Here is a 20,890-nt window from a genome sequence, read left to right as displayed (position 1 = left end):
TAAATCTATTCATCAATTTGGTTATGTTATCACAGAAATTTAGCCCAAAAACTCCAGATTTCCCTATCTTTTTATTTGTAGGGAAAGAAAAGAGGGTATGGCTGAGACCATAGGGAACTCAAGTAAGTCGGTTAATTGACACATAAGACTTTGGAGTCTTTAGGCTAACTCTTCAATGAAAGTGTCATTTGTATAGTGAGATGGTTATGAGTAAATAAGAATAACTACTTAAACAGTAATGAAAACTCACACCGGAAAGACAGTACTTACTTAATTTATTGAATTGATATAAATCTACTCTCTGATTCATAAGCACTAGTATTGCCAATACTTTAACTACTCAAATAGTATTGGTTTGTGGAATCAATTTATGTAGTTTATCTCTTAAAATTTTTGCTCCACCTAAGATGATGACTTGTATCTTGGAAAGCATTGATTTTAGAATGGTGGTTGAGGTAAAAAAAAGTAAAATAATTTCTCTTTACCCCTTTTTAACCATTATTGCAACTTCTCTACTAACTGCTGTTTGGCTGTTAATAAAGCTTCAGCCAACTTCTCAGTATCTCTTCCCCCTGCTTGGGCTAAATTAGGATGACCTCCGCCACCTCCTCCACAGATTTTAGCAATTTCACCGATGAACTTACCTGCCATCAGTTTCTTTTCTTTGTTAACTTTTTTACTAAATGCAGCTACTAAATTAACCTTTCCATCACTGGAAACTGAAGCTAAAATAACCGCAGCTTCTCCTAATTTTTGTTGTAGTCTTTCCGCCGCAATTTTTAAAGCTTTTCCCTCAATAAATCCCATATCTGAAACTAAAATTTTGAAGGAACCAACTGCCTCAGCTTCACTCAACAATTGGTCAGATTTGGCAATAGCAAGTTCCTGTTTTACTATTTCTAATGTTTTCTGAGTAGTTCTCAATTCAGATTGCAAAGATTTAATACGACCGCTAATTTCTTCTGGTTTAATTTTAAAGCGATCACAAAGTTCTTTGACCACCATTTCCCGCACATTTAAATATTCTAAAACTGCATGACCTGCTACCGCCTCAATACGCCTTACTCCCGAAGAAATACCACTTTCAGAAATGATTTTAAATAGCCCAATCTCAGCAGTATTCTTAACATGAGTTCCCCCACACAATTCCATAGAAACTCCTGGAATATCTATCACCCGAACTTCTGTGCTATATTTCTCTCCAAACATAGCAATTGCTCCTTTCTCCCTAGCTTTTTTTAACTCCATAATTGATGTCTGGGTGTCGTGTGCTTCGGAGATCCAACTATTGATTAAAGTCTCAATCTCTTGTAATTCTTCCGGTCTTATGTCACGGATACAATTAAAATCAAAACGCAAGCGTTCGAAGTTTACTAATGATCCTGCCTGAGAAATAGAATCATCAACTACTTTCTTCAATGCCGCTTGCAACAAATGGGTAGCAGTATGATGTGCTTGAACCCGATGACGACAGGCGTTATTAATAGTTGCGATAATAGTATTTTCTACTTCAACAGTTCCTCGTTCAACTCGTCCAAAATGAATAAAAATATCCGATTTTTTCTTAACTTCTTCGATACAAACCAGTAAATTATCCCCAGTTAAATAACCGCAATCACCGATTTGTCCTCCCGACTCTCCGTAAAAAGGAGTTTGATCTAAAATAATTTGAATATCGGTTCCTGATGTCGCATTGTTAACTAGTTTTCCTTTTACCAAAATTGCTTTTACTTTAGCTGTTGTTTTAGGTTCTGTATAGCCTAAAAAAATTGTAGGATTGATATATCCAATCAATTTATCCAAGCTACCTTGCACGGTTAAATCAATGATCTCATGGTCAGCTTTTGACCGTTCTCTCTGCTCTTTCATAGCTACTTCAAAGCCTTCAACATCAACAGTCAACCCCTGTTCTTCTGCAATTTCTTGGGTTAATTCTAGAGGGAACCCATAAGTATCATAAAGTATAAATGCATCCACTCCTAAAATTTTACTGTTTTTATCGGTGTTCTCAATAATTTTTGCTAATAGTTTTTCTCCGCGTTCTAATGTTTCTAAGAAACGGGATTCTTCTCGTTGCAATTCTTCTTTAATTAGTGTTTCTTGTTCTCTAACATTAGGATATTCTTTTTCAGAAAGTTGCATTGCTGTTTCAGCAACCTTCGTGATAAATTCCCCATTTATTCCAATTAACCGACCATGACGGATAACTCGACGAACCAATCGACGTAATACATAACCGCGATCTGTATTTGAAGCAGTAATTCCATCAGCTATCATCTGAACTACGGACCGTACATGATCGCCAATTATTTTTAGAGATATTTTGGTTTTTTCGTCCGTTTTTCTATAGTTAATTCCCGCAATTTTTGCTGCATTTTCAACAATAGCAAAAATCAGATCTGTTTCATAATTATTAGGAACTTTTTGCAGAATTTGAGCCATCCGTTCTAACCCCATTCCTGTATCAATATTTTTATTTTCTAACGGGGTTAGATTCCCTTCTGCATCACGGTTATATTGCATGAACACCAAATTATAAAACTCGATGAAACGAGAGTCATCTTCCAAATCAATATTATTGTCCCCCAATTCAGGATAAAAGTCATAATACATCTCTGAACAAGGTCCACAAGGTCCCGTGGGTCCTACTTTCCAAAAGTTATCTTTTTCCCCCATTCTTTGAATGCGACGAGGAGGAATACCAATTTTGTCGCGCCAAATTGCAAACGCTTCGTCATCGTCCTCAAAAACGCTCACAACAAGGTTTTCTGGAGGTAATTTAAATACTTGAGTTGATAATTCCCAAGCGTAGGCAATCGCTTGTTCTTTAAAATAATCCCCAAAACTGAAATTGCCCAACATCTCAAAAAAGGTATGGTGTCTCGCAGTACGTCCCACATTTTCGATATCATTAGTACGAATACACTTTTGCGAAGTGGTAGCCCGAGGATAGTTTGGTTTTTGTTTTCCCAAGAAGATAGGTTTAAAAGGTAACATCCCTGCAATGGTTAAAAGTACGGTAGGATCTTCTGGGATTAAAGATGCGCTAGGTAATATTTTATGTTGTTTTTCTTCGTAGAATTTAAGAAATTTTTCTCGAATTTGAGTACCTGTAAGTGATTCAGGAGTTTTAGAAATTCTAGCCATAGAAGTTACCAATAGAAGTCTATCGTGATCATATTTTCATTATTGTGGTATTTTGGGGAATGTAGCATGATTTATCTATCATGTCACATTGTTGTGTGGATGAAAAAATTTTGATAGGATCTTGGTGATTTACATAAATAATAATAAAACGTACGTTAATTGAAGAGTCCATAGCGCAGTTTAGAGCTAAAGATCTCAACTAAAAAGTGAGAAAATTAGCTAGATCTTTGCTTTTTTTACTTTAAAACTTCAAAAAAGAATTAAAAAGATAGATAAAGTATTGTTACGATATTATGACGACTCTATAGTTAGAAGTCCTCGGTAAAATTTTTATTTTACTTGTATTTTGTTAATCGATTACCTATCTTGATTTTAAAAAATCTCTATTTTTTAAATAAAATTTCTAAAATAAGGAGACTTAAATTTTATAAGTCAGTAAAAAATTTTTATAGAGTCGAAAAAGATTAAACTGTTTAAGCTATTAGATTCCATTATCTAACATTCCATAAGTAAAAATCCACCTTATTGATTGATTTGTCGATTTTGCTTGTTATATTTTAGCTTTATCAGTTAATTAAAGTAATTTTTATTTTATTATTGATTAATATTTAATAATATTGTTTTATAAAACAACATATATTTATTAATGTTTAGTGATTTTTCTAAAATAGAAAAATCACTAAACATTAAATAAACAGTATTTAATTACTTTTTTTTGTGCTTGTTTTTTTAAAAAAAGTAAATACAGCTATTATTTATTAATGTGTAAAAATACAGATTATTTTATCTGAAACAAGAAAATAAACTATAAAATAACTTAAATCTAGTATAATTATCAATCTTGATACTAAGTATTTAATTAAGTTAATTTAAAAATTAAGTGTATTCGGAAAAATATAAGCAATCAGTATTTTACTAATAAAAAGTATATTTTTTATAATAAGAATTATAAATATATAATAATTCTTATTATAAGACTAATTATTATAGCTTTTATAGTTGAATTAATTAAGTTATATTAATTTCTTTATAAGAGTATCTAGAAGATAATTTTTGTTAAATCAATAATCAAATATTGAATGATGTATCAGTCAAAGCATAATTAATAATTTTCTCAGAATTTAGTTTTTAAAATTATAAAAAGGCTCTAATTAAAAATAATTTTTTAAAATTTTATAATCAAAGATATTAATCCATAAATAACTAACAATGTTATAAACAAATAAACATTTAAGATGTTATTTCTACTTAGTCTGTTCTTTTTTTTTAAAATAAACATTAATATTTTTAAAAATTTGCGCAAATTGAAACTTGAGTTAAATTTCATTTAATTAAATCTGTTGAAGAAGAGAAAATAATTTTTTTATGCCTAGGTTTAGAGTATTTTTTGCTAAATAGTTATAAAAAGACGTAACTCATGATAAGATTTATGTGTGGAATTTTATTTACTGTATTTTACAGTATCTAAATAAAATAGATGTTGCTATAGATACTTATAAGATAATTAAATTATTTTCTATTTTTTACTTAATTTTTAAAAAAGTTAATCAATTTAAAAAAAAATCCTACAACATATAAATATTCAAAACTATATGTAGTAGGTTTTTATTTTTTTATGACTTCATTCACTAAAGTTAGTTGGTTTTTTTAAAAATTATCTAATAAATAATTATTCTGTATTAAATACTAAAATTTTAGAAGCTCAGGATAGTCAATCTATCAGTGGAAACAATTTGTCTTTCCCACAAAGGTTACTCAGCTTTGATAAGCTAGTTATTGATTGACAAACTAAATCTGGTATATCACCTGGACAACTACTGACTCATTAACAGGGATTTTTAAATAGAGTTTAAATCTAGCTCAAAAAATTTTTTATCAAAAGATCATAACTCGACAGCTATGGTTCATAGGAAAATTAATTTCACTAATTAAGCTAATCAAAAGTTTAAGAGTTTTGCTGATACAATAATAAATATTTTTCAGTTAACTAATATTTTTTTATAACTTTAATAATGAGTCTTAAACAATAACCAAACAAAACAAATAATAAGAAACGATGCTTTACGATGAATTGTTGTTCATCCTATGAACTAGATATCTTTGATGTTAAGCTAATACGAGAAACGTTACTAAAGAGACAAAAATCATGATAATTTTACCTGGTACAACCGTGCGAGTTACTAATCCTTATGATACTTACTACTGCTTTGAAGGACTTGTACAGCGGGTGAGCGATGGAAAAGCTGCTATTTTATTTGAAGGAGGTAACTGGGATAAACTCGTGACTTTCCAACTATCCGAATTAGAAGCATTGGATCCCACAGCCGCTAAAAAGAAGAAATAGCATTAATTGTATGTTTGTAGTGAGCTCCTTTAAGATTAGTTAAATGGGGCTCACACTTTTGTCTTAAAAATTTAGATAATGAATAGCTTATGCGTCTTCCCCTACTCCGATTTACAACAGATAATCGTCAACCGGGTCATATTGCTGAAGTAATTGAGACATCAACCACTCAATTTTTAGCTCAATGCCTCGAACCTGAAGAACTAAACTTTCCGGTGATGCCTGCTTTTGGCAGTTGGGTTAAATCCTTAGATGAAGAATCAGGAAATAAAATTTTGGGGATTGTCACTTATGCCACTACTTCACCCGTTGATTCAGTGCATCGAGCGCGAGCATTAGGATTATCTTTGACAGATTTACGCGAGCAGCAACCCCAAATTTTTGGGATGCTAAAAACAGAGTTTCGCACCACCATTGTTGGTTTTGAAACTCCTGATCATGGAGTCAATAGTAATGGAAAAACTTCTGGAAGAGTTTATCAATATTTACCCCCTCGTCCGCCCCAAATTCATCAGGGGGTCTATCTATGTCAACCAGCGGAAATTCTTCACTTTAGTGACAAAATAGACTTTTTACGCATTCTACTACAAGTCAAAGATGCTCCACCTGAAGCCTTAATTGCTGCTACAATACGAGAGATTTATCTATTACGAAAAGCTGAACGGGATTGGTTAGTTAAAGTCGGACGAAATTTGAGTATCTTACTGAAAGACGACTATGATCGTCTGCAATATATTCTGAGCCAAGTTATTCTTTAACTAGAGAAGAGAAATTGTAGGGAGTTGTAGAAAGCTTACAAAGCAATACTTTCATACTTTGTTTACTGTGGTTTTGTCATAGCTAGTCTGAAAGAGCCTTAATTATTAATTGTCTTTACGATTAATACTTGTTTGAGTTATAAACTCCCTCATTTACGTAACAAACTTGTACAAGTTTCAAATAAAAAATCAAATCCTAGGGTTTTACCGTCTTTAGCAAAAATTAAACGACGAATCTTAATCTAAACTAAACAAAATTTTTTGTTTAGCTGTCCTTCTGACTAAACTTTTAATTCATCCTATCGCCACTAATCAAACTCCTTAAGTCATAAAGTTAATTTAATATAAAAAAGGAAACGGACACACTAGCATCAAACCGGCTTTAAATCTATAGTCAGAACGTAAAAATTACTGACTCTTTGTAAAAACATTATCCGGATGATTTTCATAAGATATTCCTTTCTCGTAGCAACTAAAGAAGAATGAATAAATATACTTAGGATAAACCGCCATTTTAAAAAAAACTACACTCTAGAGAAGTTTTTAGCATATTTTATACTTTTTAACTTTGAGAACTGGTTTTATGAGTCTAAGTATTATTCTTGACTGGTTTTGCTCACTATACTACAGTTTTTATATCATTAATAAAATTCACTGTAGATATCTTCTTAACTAGATCATTTAATTTTTCGGATGTCAAAAGCTGAGTCAATAGTCAAAATCATCATCTTTCAACGGGAGTCATTAGGACTGTGTATTACATTCTGTCAATCTCTGTTATTGAAAAAAATAAGTATTTATATCTACAATAGGAGCTTTAGAAGATTCTTTTAGGAGAATACCTATGCCTTCGAAAACAATGCAGTTATTTTTCGCTCTTAGTTTAGCCATCATCATCGGAGCTTGTTCTAGTCCTTCTGAAGAAGATGGAAAGGTTGAAGATAGCATTCAACCGACCACCGAAGAAATTACTCCCGGTGTTGAAGACGCTGAAGGTAGCGAAGACTAATCTGTTTTTTTAGACCAAAGCTGTTGGATTGATGAGACATAAAAAGTCTAAATTCCAACAGCTTTTTACTTTTCCCTGGTGATCCTAAACTTATTTGTCGCTCACTTTGACTTGAATAGCATTAAAAACAGGCGATCCAAACCTTAGCAACATAATCAAACTCACCAAATGAATTGACCAATGGGCAATGATTAATCCCCAAATTAGACAAGTTAATGCACTAGCAGCGGCTAAAACTCCAAAAATATCATTATCTGTACGTTGATACCACAAAATACTCCCGATGGAGGTTACAAAAAATAAGAGAGGAAAAACTGGGAGCATCATAACAAATCACCTTCTGAGCACTGGGGTCGGCAAAAGCGTTAGAAGGGAAATCATATGGGCATATGGGCCTCATTATCTTAACGCCTGTCCTTAATTTGAGGATAACATTGACGTCCTCAAAAAACCGGTAATCTAGATAACCAAACTGAGAAATTGTAAAAAATATTTACATAACTTTAAAAACAAAGGCATTGCTCATCAGAAATTAGTCTTGTTCATGAATAATTATTGAGCTAGATCAAAGAAGTTTAGAGTATTTTTACATTGGTTCTTCGAAATCTTTAACCAAGAAATTCTAATAACCAGTTTTTGAGATAAAAAGTCGCACGACAATCATCTTCGTTATAACGCAAAATAGAGGATAATAAGGTGCGATCTTCTGTCTTTAACCATTGATCATACCAACAAACACATTGATCTCCACTAATACCAGGGTCACGCCAATGAAATCCAATCCAGTTGGCCAAAGATTTTAGAGAATAACTTTCCACAGGTAAAATTACAGAGGTAATAACATGGTGATGAAGATCAACAAAACGGGATAACAAACGTTCGAGTTGCCATTGAGGAGTTTGGTATAATTTAGCTAACCGTTTCATTGTTTCTACCTCATACTCAGAAAAGTGAAAAATAGGAGCATCTTGATATTGGCTAACTAAATCAAGAAACTGTTGCCAAATTTGCTGCTCGTATTCAGGACTTTCTGCCAATAAGGGATAAAATGTCTCTGTTTGGGTTGAGTGTTCTACCAATAATACCCCCAATAAATAATTTAAATTCCGTTCTGGTTCAGCTTCAATATCGAAATATAACTCAAATTCCCGGGTAGGAATTAATCCATGAATATCGCTTTGAAACTGGGATTTTCGGATCGCCCGATTGTCTACTATCGCTTGGGCTTGTTGTTGAAGTTGGTTAGCCAAATCAGAATCCATGACTTCTCTGATATTCACAGGACAAATATCGGCCAAAGATTTCACTGTCTCCACCCCTATGTTCAACAAAGACTGATAACGACTTGGTGTTACCCCTGGAACTAATGATAAATGTTGTTGAGATTGGGCAATTGCATAACAATGTTTATACCAATGGCACAAATTACATCGTTGACGAGAAATAAACACTTCTGGCTCTTGAGATTGGGTGAGCATTTCCAAACAGTCTGTAGCCGTTATCTGAAGTCTTGGCAACCATTGGACCAGATCCACTTCATAATGGTTATGTTGGCGTAAAATCAACGTTGGCGCTGGGGGAGGGGTTTCTTGAAGATTGCTTAGGAGATAGGCATAAAATGTGGCAACAATTTTATATTCAGGTTTGGGACGACGACCTAAATAAATACTTACAGGAGAATAGAACCAATCCCCAAATTTTGACTGTCCAGGGTGTTTTACTAATAATGTGGGCTTTCCTAGACAATTAAACTCATAATGATCTGGGAACAGTGTTAGAGTCGAGTGAGGATGATACTGTTCCCTAAATTCGTGAGATTCAAACAGTGTTCCATTATAAATACAGCTAATGCCTTGTTTCATCAAAGCTTCCGTCGCTTTTGCCTGATCTGTCAAATTCCTCGATTTATATTGAGGCTTTTGATAATGGGGATAAAATGTTTCCAGAGTTGAGGTAATATGAAGTTGATTTTCTTCACGTAACTTTAGTAAAAAGTCCCGTTCAGTATCTTTTTCAAGGTAATCACCATAAACATTAAGAAAGGCGCGCCGTTGACAGCGTTTATAATCGAGTAAGAGGATATCAGTTAGCAGCATTCTTGAGTTTGACGATAAAACATAAAGCTAAAAAAGGCGATAGATAAAAACAGAGAAAAAGTAGCTATCTTTGCTTGAGCGTAATATTTCTGCTTTTAGAAAAAGCTACTAGATTTGAAGATCACTCAAAACTTTTCTAGTATCCTAGAAATATAAACTAAGAGCAATAAAGACATTTTAACGTTAACCATCTATGTCCTATTTGCCTTGTAGATTTTTTCTCACTGTGAATGTTGGGTAGCCAATGATAAACATCCAAGAGATTACCTCCCTCTTAGAACAGCAACGACAGGAATTTCCTAGCCTAAACAACAAGGTTTATTTTAATTTTGGAGGACAAGGAACCTTACCCCGTTCAGCTTTAGAAGCCATTATTGATGCTCACAATTTTTTGCAACAGAAAGGACCATTTTCCCTACGAGTTAATAGTTGGTTACAACAAAAGGAAGCTTTACTAAAACAAGAATTAGCTCAAGAATTTAGTGTATTTCCTCAAACAATCTCCTTGACTGAAAATGTTACCGTAGGATGTAATATTGTTCTCTGGGGCATTAATTGGCAAAAAGGTGATCGCATTTTAGTAACCGATTGTGAGCATCCTGGAATCATTGCCATTGTCAAAGAAATTGCTCGACGTTTTGGGGTGGAAATTGCAATCTGTCCTATCCTACAAACCCTTAATCAGGGAAACCCCACTACCGTAATTCGGAACTATTTAACCCCCACAACCCGACTAGTGATCCTCAGCCATTTACTCTGGAATACAGGACAAGTGCTACCCTTGGATGAGATTGTCAATGTTTGTCATCATTTTGCTCAGAGTGATCGCCCCATCAAAGTTTTAGTCGATGCGGCCCAGTCAGCTGGCTGTCTACCCCTAGATTTAGCTGCTTCGGCTGTAGATTTTTATGCTTTTACTGGCCATAAGTGGTTTTGCGGTCCAGTGGGTGTTGGTGGACTTTATATTAGACCCGAAAGCTTCGATTACTTAAATCCAACGTTTATTGGTTGGCGAGGGATTGATGTTAATGGGAATGGACAACCTATGGCTTGGAAAAATGATGGGAGGAAATTTGAAGTAGCCTCCTCAGCCTATCCCCAATATGAAGGATTACGAGCAGCCCTGGTGGTTCATAAAAATTGGGGAGTAGTCAAGAAACGCTATGAACAAATTTGTCAATTAAGTGCCTATTTATGGCAAGAATTATCTGAAATTGAGGGAATAAAATGTTTGAAGAACTCTGCACCTGAAGCTGGGTTAGTTTCCTTTCAGGTTACCCGAAACCTTGCTCATAAACAGTTAGTTCAGGAATTGGAAGAAAAAGGTTTTTTACTAAGAACCCTCTATTATCCCGACTGTATTCGAGCCTGTATTCATTACTTTACCCTTCCGGCTGAAATAGAACAGTTAGTAGAAGCCATTGACTCTATTGTTAGATAAGTGCAAATTTAGATAATTGCGGAACTTTCCCCTATTGCAGGCATTCATTAGGCATCAAACCCAAGACGATTTTGTCATTCCTCAGACATTATGAAAATAAGAGCAGCTTAGGCTGTTCTCTCAAATACAGGTGAATGGAATCTCTAAACTTTTCAACTTCATTATGACTACATCCTTAGCCAGTAAGACAATCGCTAGCTTAATTGATTTAGCACAACAGGGAGATATTGATCCCTGGAATGTCCAAGTGATTGATGTAATCGATCGCTTTTTAGATGAATCAGGCATGAACCATGATTTGGATCTAGGCTATCAACAGAATAACTTACCAATGTCCGGACAAGCTTTTCTTTGGGCCTCGATGTTGGTACGCTTCAAGGCCGACACCCTCGAAAAACTTGAATCAGCACAAGATCAAGAAGAAGATGAGTTAAATTTTAATGAAATTACCCAAGATTTTTCTAATCGTTCCTTACCCCCCTACTTAGAACAAAAACTCCGTCGTCGTACTGCTGCCTCTCCTCCTAGTCAACGCTGTGTCACTCTCTCCGAACTTATTACCCATATTGAAGAAATCGCTGAGGAATTGGATTGTCCCAAACCTAATACCCTTCGACAAAGTAAACAACCTCGTAATGTTTCTCGTCAAGAAGTTACAGAAATTGTGACTCAACTGGCTCATCAAGAGAATTTAACTGAATTAGCCCAACAATTAGAACAGTTTTTTCAAAAGCAATTATCAGAGTTTGTCCAAACTCAAAATTGGATAAAATTAGAAGAATTATTAACTTGTTGGCATGAAATAAAGTCCCCCAGTGCTCCTGAAGTTAAGCATGATCGTGTAGGAATTTTTTGGGCATTATTGCTGTTATGTTCCCAGTCTAAGGTTGAATTATCCCAAGAAGAATTTTATCAAGACCTAAAAATACAAGTCCTTCGATCATAACTTCCTAAGCTTTTGAAATGGTAAATGGTAAACTTAGCATTGTCATCCTAGACACTTGTGACAGTGATTGAGGAAATAACATTCATGAAAGCCATGATTTTGGCCGCCGGGAAAGGCACTCGTGTTCGTCCAATTACCCATACCATCCCTAAACCCTTAATTCCCATTCTCCAAAAACCAGTAATGGAGTTTCTTCTTGAACTCCTGCGACGACACGGTTTTATTGAGATCATGGTCAATGTGAGTCATTTAGCTGAAGAAATTGAAAGTTATTTCCGTGATGGACAACGGTTTGGTGTACAGATTGGCTATTCCTTCGAAGGTCATATTGCAGATAATGGAGATTTAGTTGGGGATGCACTAGGTTCAGCTGGAGGATTGAGGCGAATTCAAGATTTTAATCCTTTTTTTGACGATACCTTTGTGGTACTTTGTGGGGATACCTTAATTGATTTAGATTTGACAGCCACAGTTAAACAACATAAAGAAAAGGGAGGAATTGCCACGATCGTTACTAAATCAGTTTCTAAAGAAGTGGTTTCTAGTTACGGTGTGGTAGTTAGCGATGAAGAGGGACGCATTCAAACTTTTCAAGAAAAACCCTCAATTGAGGAAGCAATTAGCACTGAGATCAACACGGGAATTTATATCTTTGAACCTGAAATTATCGATTATATTCCTCCCAATCAAAAGTATGATATTGGGGGCGAATTGTTTCCCCAATTAGTGGCAAAAGGTGCGCCCTTCTATGCGGTTAATATGGACTTTGAATGGGTAGATATTGGCAAAGTCCCTGATTACTGGCACGCCATTCGTGGTGTTTTACTACGAGAGATTAAAAATGTTGCTATTCCTGGGGTGGAAGTTAAGCCAGGGATTTATACTGGACTCAACGTCTTAGTTAACTGGGATAAAGTGAATATTCAAGGACCAGTTTATATTGGTGCAATGACCCATATTGAAGATGGAGCAACCATTATTGGTCCGAGTATGATTGGCCCCAATTGTCGGGTTTGTAGCGGCGCAACAGTGGACAACAGCGTTATTTTTGAATATTCTCGCCTTGGTCCGGGAGTGCGTTTAATGGATAAATTGGTATTTGGTCGTTATTGTGTAGACAAAACAGGAGCCTCTATCGACGTCCAAGCGGCAGCCCTCGATTGGTTAATTACCGATGCACGTCAAAAAGTCTCTCACACAAGCCATAATCCCCAACAGGCAATTGCCGATTTACTCAATAAAGATGGTTGGATATAAACAAGACTGTCACAAGTTTAGAAATAGCGGAGTTTTGAATTCTCCATATTTTAAAATATATGGATTCTAACCGTTAAATTTATACACAATAAATTGACGATTTTACTTATTAATTCATTAGTTTTGATTAACCGCAAATCTTTTTTTATTCGTGACATCACTGTTATTTCTTGTAATTCGAAAACTTTACCTAAACTATCGACTTAATACATTGTTAATGACCTAGTAATTTATCTCGTAAATATTTAATTTTATCTCGACATTTAGCTGCTGTTTCAAATTCTAACTGTTTAGCAGCCTCTTTCATTTTTATTTCTAATTCTTGAATTAATTCTGGGATATTTTCCAAAGGAAATTCGTCAGACTTTTGATAAACTTCTCCGATTTCGATTTTTTGATATTTTAAACGTCGAGAAATATCTAAAAATTCTAAAATAGCGTTACTGTTTCTTGTGATAATAGGTTGGGGAACAATATCATTAACTTTGTTATAAGCCATTTGAATTGCCCTACGTCGTTCAGTTTCTTCAATGGCTTTTATCATACTTTTAGTCAAATTATCGGCATACAAAATAGCCTGACCATTCACATGACGTGCTGCTCGTCCAATAGTTTGAATTAAAGACCGTTCAGTTCGTAAAAATCCTTCTTTATCTGCATCCAGAATAACCACTAAAGATACCTCTGGTAAATCCAATCCTTCCCGCAATAAATTTACTCCAATTAAAACATCAAACTCTCCTTTTCGTAAAGCTTGCAATATTTCAATTCGTTCAATAGACTTGATTTCTGAATGAAGATATTGGACTAAAATCCCTCGGTCTTTGAAATATTCTGTCAAATCTTCAGCCATGCGTTTAGTTAACGTAGTAACTAAAACTCTTTCTTGACGCTTTATTCTATCTTTTATTTCTCCTAATAAATCGTCAACTTGTCCTTCAGCAGGACGGACAAAAATTTCAGGATCTAATACTCCTGTTGGTCGAATAATTTGCTGATAAATTCTATCTTCTGATTGTTCAATTTCCCAATCTCCAGGTGTTGCTGAAACAAAAATACATTGATTTACTTTTCCCCAAAATTCTTCTGCTTTTAAAGGTCGATTGTCCGCAGAACTCGGAAGACGAAAACCATGCTCAATTAACACTTGTTTACGAGAGCGATCGCCATTATACATCCCTCGCAATTGAGGAACAGTAACATGCGATTCATCTATAACCAGTAACCAATCTCTAGGAAAATAATCAATTAAACATTCAGGAGGTTCTCCGGCATTTCTTCCGGCTAAATAACGGGAATAATTTTCGACCCCATTACAATATCCCACCTCTTGTAATAAATCTAGATCATAACGAGTTCGTTGATTAATTCTTTGTGCTTCTAGTAATTTTCCTGCTTTTTCTAAGACTTCAACTTGTTCTTCTAATTCTGCTTGAATCTGTTGACAGGCAGATTCAATTTTCTTATCAGGAGTTACAAAGTGACGAGCAGGATAAATATTAATTTTTTTTAGACTTTGTAAAATATCTCCTGTCACCGGATCAAGATATCGAATTGCCTCAATTTCATCCCCAAAAAATTCAACCCGAATTACCCTATCCTCATAAGCTGGAACAATTTCTAAAACATCCCCTTTGACCCGAAATCTCCCTCGTTGTAAGTCAAGATCATTACGAGAATAATATATCCCAACCAAATCCCGTAATAATTGACGTTGCTCCACTTCTTTACTGACTTCTAAAGTAACTGCCGCTTTGAGATATTCCGAAGGTATTCCTAAGCCATAAATACAACTAATAGAAGCAACCACAATCACATCTTTACGTTCAAATAAAGAACGAGTTGCGGAGTGACGCAACATATCAATTTCATCGTTCATAGAAGAACTTTTTTCAATATAGGTGTCACTGACAGGAATATAAGCTTCCGGTTGATAATAATCGTAATAACTAATGAAATATTCCACAGCATTGTTAGGAAAAAATTGCCGTAATTCATTGCACAATTGAGCTGCTAATGTTTTATTATGAGCCAGGATTAGAGTTGGTTTGCCAATTTGTTCAAGGACAGCAGCGATAGAAAAAGTTTTCCCAGTTCCTGTCGCTCCCAATAGTGTCTGAAATCGATTTTTAGCTTGTATTGAAGTAACTAGTTCGGTAATTGCCTTAGGTTGATCTCCTTGAGGTTTAAAAGGGGCGTTAAGATGGAAAGTACTAACATTCATAGTTTAAAAGAACAATACTCTAGAACAATAAACACTATTACAGACTCTTATAGCAGTTTGAGGAGAGGAGCTATACTCTAAATACTTTAACATAACAAAATGCGACAATAGAAACGTGCAACAATAGAGATAATTGTTAAAAATTAGAGCATAGTTATTTTAACTTAACCTTTAATTAGCTACTTCGTGGCACTAGAAACAAGGATATTAAAATTATGGCTACTGAAAAAATAGAAACCAGCGGAACTAAAACTAAAAAAACCATATAATCGGCTAAAGTAGTAAAAACTAGCACTGAGAAACAAAAAACCTAAGAAGAGCAATATATTAGTATCTTATCGGTTAAGAAAAAGACAAATTATTATTCTCACGGCTTACGATTGATTGTAGAAGAAGGTCATTTTCCTGGGAACCGTTCCATTGAAGTGAGTTGCTTAAACATTGTGAGAACTTACAGTGCTGTAGGAAGTAATTGTCCCGTAGTCACCGGTGATTTGTTTCTATAATAACAAGTCATTTACAAGTCAATGAAACCTATGCGGTGATGGAAAATTGTTCTGTCGCTTCTATCTAATAAAGTAGGTAATTCTGAGTTATTGATGAAATTTTTTGATTAATTATTCTTCATTTATGGCAAAAATTTTCAGTCGCATTGATAGTGTCTGGGGATTCTTCATGGTTTTAACTTTAGGGATAATATAAGAGATCTTGGCATTTTACCCGCTGATAGGGTTGGTTTTTGTCACAAACACACATAATTTTTTTCAGTACCAGAACTTATATAAAACATCAGTAAAATTTGTTAATCAATAATCACTCCATTAAGAATGATATTGGCAGCAAATGCGTCTTCTAACAAAATTTTTTAAAAATTAGCATAAGTTAATAGAGTAGGGCTACCTCATGAATTAGCACTCTCAAAGAGAGTATTTTACTAAATCTCGAGCATAAAAGTCTGTTTCAACGAAATTACCTCGATTATAATCTTTTACAAAAGCAGAAAACCTGAGATTTATCCGTCAAGATGTTACTAGTAAAGGTTGATATTCAAGTGAGTATTAATAATTTTTAATAATTAGCATTAACCATGATCATAGTCCTCGCAATTCCCGGTAATTTATTAAAAGTTTAACTTATGAATGAACCCAATACTGTCACTTAAAACTCATATCAAGATTTTAGGGAGTCTCTTAATATTTAAGATTAAATTATTTTGTTAAATCTACAATCTAAATAATCTTTATAAGAAGCAATAAGCATAACACTATAATTATCATTAATAATGAGTTTTATTCTGATAGTTATTTTTTCTTAAAAAGAGAGATTCTCAAGGTAATAAGTTGTTTTCCAGCTAGAAATTTTAAAATTTTATCTATAAAAATTCGGAATTATTTAGAAAATTTGTATATAAAGCTTTTAAATTTATAATTGGGAATCAACATGTAAATTTAACTTATATTGCTTTTTATTTTTTCTTTAAATCCATCATACAAAAAATATACTCTCACATTGCAAACCTTTGTAACCACAGCTTACAATAAATTTCTAAGATCATTTTAAAAAAATAGCAAATCCGATTTAACTAAATATGCCTAACTTGGATATTACGACAAACCCTCAATTAACCCCTAGTAAAACCATAGAAAATATTGAAAACAATCTTGAAACAACAGATTCCTTTGTCAAGCGGCATATAGGAGCTAATAAAGAGGAAATCAAAGAAATGCTTAAGGTGTTAGGCTTTTCCAGCTTAGAACAACTGATTGAAGCTACTGTTCCCAACAGTATACGCATGAGTCAACCGCTAAAACTACCCGCTTCCCAGAGCGAATACGCTGCATTGGTCCAATTAAAATCAATTGCCTCTAAAAATCAAATTTATCGCTCATTTATTGGGATGGGTTATTATGATTGCATTACCCCCCCTGTTATTCAACGTAATATTTTAGAGAATCCAGGTTGGTATACTGCTTACACTCCATATCAAGCTGAAATTGCTCAAGGAAGACTTGAGGCATTGTTTAACTTCCAAACCATGATAGTGGAACTCACTGGACTTGAAATTGCTAACGCATCCTTACTTGATGAAGGAACCGCAGCAGCAGAAGCTATGAGTATGAGTTATGGACTGTGCAAAAACAAAGACGCTTATGCTTTTTTTGTGTCTAGTCACTGTCATCCTCAAACCATCGAGGTCATTAAAACTAGGGCAAATCCATTAGGAATCAAGATTATTGTGGACGACCATCGCTTCTTTGAATTTGAAGTTCCTATTTTTGGGGCTTTACTTCAATATCCGGCAACTCATGGAATCATATACGATTATCGTAGTTTTATTGATAAAGTTCATAAAATGAAAGGGTTAGTTACCGTCGCGGCTGATCTCTTGAGTTTAGCGTTATTAACACCCCCTGGCGAAATTGGGGCAGATATCGCCGTAGGAAGCAGCCAACGCTTTGGTGTCCCCTTAGGATATGGTGGCCCTCATGCAGCTTATTTTGCCACACGAGAGTCCCATAAACGGCAAATTCCGGGGCGTATCGTCGGGCTGTCAAAGGATACTCAAGGAAACCCCGCATTACGATTAGCATTACAAACTAGAGAACAACATATTCGCCGAGACAAAGCTACTAGTAATATTTGTACCGCCCAAGTCTTACTCGCAGTGATTGCATCAATGTATGGAGTGTATCATGGTGCCAAAGGAATTAAAGCTATCGCTCAACGCATCCATCAACTAACCGTAATTTTGTCCGCAGGTCTAAAACGTCTCAACTACAGTGTTGACGATGAACCTTTCTTTGATACTATTCGGATAGGAGTAGGCAGTGCCAGTGCACTGGCTGTGATTAAAGTAGCTCAAACTCGTAAAATTAACCTACGCTTAGTAGATGAAGGATGTGTGGGTATTAGTTTGGATGAAACCACTACTGTACAAGATATTATCGATTTATGGCAAATTTTTGCTGCCCAAGATAAACTTTCTTTTACAGTCACTGAAATTGCTGAAACCGTGAAGTTTGACCTGCCTGATTTCTGTCGGCGTACCACAGACTACTTAACTAGTCCTGTATTCAATCACTACCATTCTGAGAGTAAATTACTGCGATATCTGCATCAACTAGAGACCAAGGATTTAGCATTGAATACGTCGATGATTCCCTTGGGGTCATGTACCATGAAGTTGAATGCAGCCGCCGAAATGTTTCCCGTCACTTGGCCAGAATTTGCAAAAATTCATCCTTTTGCCCCGCTATCCCAAACAGAAGGCTATCAAATTTTATTTGAACAGTTAAAAAATTGGTTAGGGGAAATTACAGGATTTGAAGGTATTTCTTTGCAACCAAATGCGGGTTCACAAGGAGAATATGCGGGGCTACAAGTTATCCGGAAGTATCATCAAAATAGAGGAGAAGGACACCGCAATATTTGTTTAATTCCTGAGTCTGCTCATGGAACAAACCCCGCTAGTGCAGTAATGTGTGGCATGAAAGTTGTTGCCGTAAAATGCGATAAGGATGGCAATATCGACACTGTCGACTTAGATGAAAAAGCGAAAAAATACACTAAAAACTTAGGTGCTCTGATGGTAACATACCCTTCTACCCATGGGGTATTTGAAACAGAAATTATTAAAATTTGTGATATTATTCACCGTAACAAGGGTCAAGTCTATATGGATGGGGCGAATATGAACGCCCAAGTTGGGTTATGTCGTCCGGCAGACTTTGGGGCTGATGTTTGTCATCTCAATTTACACAAAACTTTCTGTGTTCCTCATGGTGGCGGTGGACCGGGAATGGGACCTATTGGTGTTAAATCTCATTTAGTGCCTTTCTTACCCAGTGTGGCCATAGAAAAATACACAAATCCAAATGACAACAATGATAAAGCAGAACAATCTATTGGGGCAATTTCGGCGGCTCCTTGGGGTAGCGCCAGTATCTGTGTGATTTCTTGGATGTACATCGCTATGATGGGGACTCAAGGATTGACTGAGGCAACAAAAGTAGCTATTTTGAACGCTAATTATATAGCCGAACGTCTCCAGGGTTATTATCCTATTTTGTTCAAAGGGACATTCGGTTGTGTTGCCCACGAATGCATCATCGATTTACGTTCTCTGAAGAAACGCGCTGGGGTGGAAGTGGATGATATTGCAAAACGGTTGATGGACTTCGGTTTTCACGCGCCTACGGTGTCTTGGCCGGTTATTGGGACGATGATGATCGAACCAACCGAAAGCGAAGACAAGGAAGAATTGGACCGTTTTTGCGAGGCCATGATTACTATTTATAAAGAGGTAGAAGCTATCGAAAATAGCTCTATTGATCCCGAGAATAATCCTCTAAAAAATGCACCCCATACCGCACAAACGGTAATTTGTGGTGAGTGGAACCGTCCCTATTCCCGTGAACAAGCTGCTTATCCTGCACCTTGGACAAAACAATATAAATTTTGGCCGATTGTAGGACGTATTGACAATGCTTATGGAGACAGAAATTTAGTTTGTTCTTGTGAAGGAATGGAAGTTTATCAATAAAGTCAACGTGGGTTCGAGGATAATTTATAGAGAGAAAGGAAAGTAGCAGCTCTATACTAGAAACAACATTTATTGAAATCTGGTGCTATGAACATAAAATCTCGTCTCGATCTCACGGAAGTACTTTGTCATTTGGACTACTTCTGTCAAAAATTTGAATAACTAAATTGTAAAAAAGTATTTCCTGATCTGGTAAATTATAATCGTCTTTTGTATTTTATGTCCTGGACAATGATGTTGCTATGATGTTTTTTAATAACTTGAAAAAGAGAGATGATAGTAATTGGCTTTACTGATTTTTCTAAAATAGAAATCCTTCTCCAAACTCGCACAGAGAATATACCAAGTTTTATAAGGATTAGTTGGATATGACTAAAGTTCCGTGGAATAACATTTAAGTAGACAAACTACACTCGGTTGTAGATGACCATAATCTAGTTCCTAAGTTAAAGCAGGATATAATTAGCAAATTATCAGGGAACCGAGTATATATCACTCAATAACTCCTTAAAAAGTTATATCTAAAAAAACTTCAGTTAGTTACTTATCCTCAATAGAAGATGAACTGAAAGTTAGTGAAACTGACTAATAAACTTTTGCTTCATAAGCGTTTTTAAATTGAAACGGTTAATAACTAACATAAAAATATCTTACAGATTGAACATTCAAGAGATCAAAGTGTTTCGAACTGTTTTGTCAACTTTTGTGCTCAAGTTATTGCGTATACTTATTTACCTGAAAAACTTTATATGGATTTAGGGCAAAGGGTAGGTTAACTTTGCGTCCTGTTGTTTTTAAACAATCATCATAGTCTTAATTGTTGGCGGTCATTATTACTATTTTATATAACTGTCAACCTTGTTGTATTTTGACTTAAATATTGAGGGATAATAATCCTATTTTTAAATCTCGTAGAATCAGCGTAAAATTTGATAGCTTAGAAACTAAGTTTGTTTAAACAGCCCAATTGAAATGGCGCTTAGGCAGGCTTTGTTTTACCCTTAACTATAGAGCAAATAGTTCATAAGAATAACTTGATTAAAATTAATAGAGACTGATTTATCAAATCTATAGCTTTTTACCTGTTTCTCTATCAAGTTATCGATTCAACTATTGAATTGAGCG

12 protein-coding genes are annotated in these 20,890 nt (G+C 34.9%); 8 read left to right on the top strand and 4 right to left on the bottom strand.

Annotated elements, in window-relative coordinates; translation table 11 throughout:
• Positions 1 to 498: 498 nt before the first annotated feature.
• Positions 499 to 3,147: an alanine--tRNA ligase gene (gene alaS / locus RGRSB_RS03150; RefSeq protein ID WP_172582023.1), complete on the bottom strand. Its 2,649-nt coding sequence runs from the start codon at positions 3,145 to 3,147 to the stop codon at positions 499 to 501.
• 2,149 nt (positions 3,148 to 5,296) lie between these two features.
• On the opposite strand from alaS, the gene RGRSB_RS03145 reads away from it, so the two are divergent.
• The 3 genes from RGRSB_RS03145 (at position 5,297) to RGRSB_RS09995 (ending at position 7,258) form a co-directional block, all read left to right on the top strand.
• Entirely contained in the window at positions 5,297 to 5,491 is a 195-nt protein-coding gene (locus tag RGRSB_RS03145; protein WP_232014600.1) for an NAD(P)H dehydrogenase subunit NdhS, read from the top strand.
• 89 nt (positions 5,492 to 5,580) lie between these two features.
• Positions 5,581 to 6,249 carry an HAS-barrel domain-containing protein gene (locus RGRSB_RS03140; protein ID WP_119259803.1) on the top strand — a complete coding sequence of 223 codons (669 nt, stop codon included), beginning with the start codon at positions 5,581 to 5,583 and terminating at the stop codon, positions 6,247 to 6,249.
• 844 nt (positions 6,250 to 7,093) lie between these two features.
• On the top strand, positions 7,094 to 7,258 hold the full coding sequence (locus tag RGRSB_RS09995) for a hypothetical protein (RefSeq protein ID WP_172582022.1): 165 nt from the start codon (positions 7,094 to 7,096) through the stop codon (positions 7,256 to 7,258).
• A 90-nt stretch (positions 7,259 to 7,348) separates the two neighbouring features.
• On the opposite strand, the gene RGRSB_RS03135 is transcribed toward RGRSB_RS09995, so the two are convergent.
• Together RGRSB_RS03135 and RGRSB_RS03130 are read right to left on the bottom strand one after the other, a co-directional pair.
• Positions 7,349 to 7,585, bottom strand: coding sequence for a hypothetical protein (locus RGRSB_RS03135; protein ID WP_119259802.1), 237 nt, complete (start codon positions 7,583 to 7,585; stop codon positions 7,349 to 7,351).
• Positions 7,586 to 7,866: 281 nt separating this feature from the next.
• Complete coding sequence (locus tag RGRSB_RS03130; protein ID WP_119259801.1) at positions 7,867 to 9,354, bottom strand: TM0106 family RecB-like putative nuclease; 1,488 nt, start codon at positions 9,352 to 9,354, stop codon at positions 7,867 to 7,869.
• A 244-nt stretch (positions 9,355 to 9,598) separates the two neighbouring features.
• On the opposite strand from RGRSB_RS03130, the gene RGRSB_RS03125 reads away from it, so the two are divergent.
• From RGRSB_RS03125 to RGRSB_RS03115, 3 genes are all read left to right on the top strand, one after another.
• Positions 9,599 to 10,795: an aminotransferase class V-fold PLP-dependent enzyme gene (locus tag RGRSB_RS03125; protein ID WP_119259800.1), complete on the top strand. Its 1,197-nt coding sequence runs from the start codon at positions 9,599 to 9,601 to the stop codon at positions 10,793 to 10,795.
• Between the two features lie 163 nt (positions 10,796 to 10,958).
• On the top strand, positions 10,959 to 11,741 hold the full coding sequence (locus tag RGRSB_RS03120) for a segregation/condensation protein A (RefSeq protein ID WP_119259799.1): 783 nt from the start codon (positions 10,959 to 10,961) through the stop codon (positions 11,739 to 11,741).
• An 84-nt stretch (positions 11,742 to 11,825) separates the two neighbouring features.
• On the top strand, positions 11,826 to 12,998 hold the full coding sequence (locus RGRSB_RS03115; protein WP_119259798.1) for a nucleotidyltransferase family protein: 1,173 nt from the start codon (positions 11,826 to 11,828) through the stop codon (positions 12,996 to 12,998).
• A gap of 214 nt (positions 12,999 to 13,212) precedes the next feature.
• On the opposite strand, the gene uvrB is transcribed toward RGRSB_RS03115, so the two are convergent.
• Entirely contained in the window at positions 13,213 to 15,222 is a 2,010-nt protein-coding gene (uvrB, locus tag RGRSB_RS03110; protein WP_119259797.1) for an excinuclease ABC subunit UvrB, read from the bottom strand.
• Between the two features lie 380 nt (positions 15,223 to 15,602).
• On the opposite strand from uvrB, the gene RGRSB_RS10695 reads away from it, so the two are divergent.
• Positions 15,603 to 15,728 carry a hypothetical protein gene (locus tag RGRSB_RS10695; RefSeq protein WP_269460794.1) on the top strand — a complete coding sequence of 42 codons (126 nt, stop codon included), beginning with the start codon at positions 15,603 to 15,605 and terminating at the stop codon, positions 15,726 to 15,728.
• A gap of 1,082 nt (positions 15,729 to 16,810) precedes the next feature.
• Positions 16,811 to 19,765, top strand: coding sequence for an aminomethyl-transferring glycine dehydrogenase (gcvP, locus tag RGRSB_RS03105; RefSeq protein WP_119259796.1), 2,955 nt, complete (start codon positions 16,811 to 16,813; stop codon positions 19,763 to 19,765).
• The last annotated feature ends 1,125 nt before the right edge of the window (positions 19,766 to 20,890 follow it).

Source organism: cyanobacterium endosymbiont of Rhopalodia gibberula, from assembly GCF_003574135.1.
In the GTDB taxonomy this organism is placed as follows: domain Bacteria; phylum Cyanobacteriota; class Cyanobacteriia; order Cyanobacteriales; family Microcystaceae; genus Rippkaea.
Note: the sequence above shows the minus strand (reverse complement) of the source record. Positions and strands in the feature narration are given on the sequence as shown.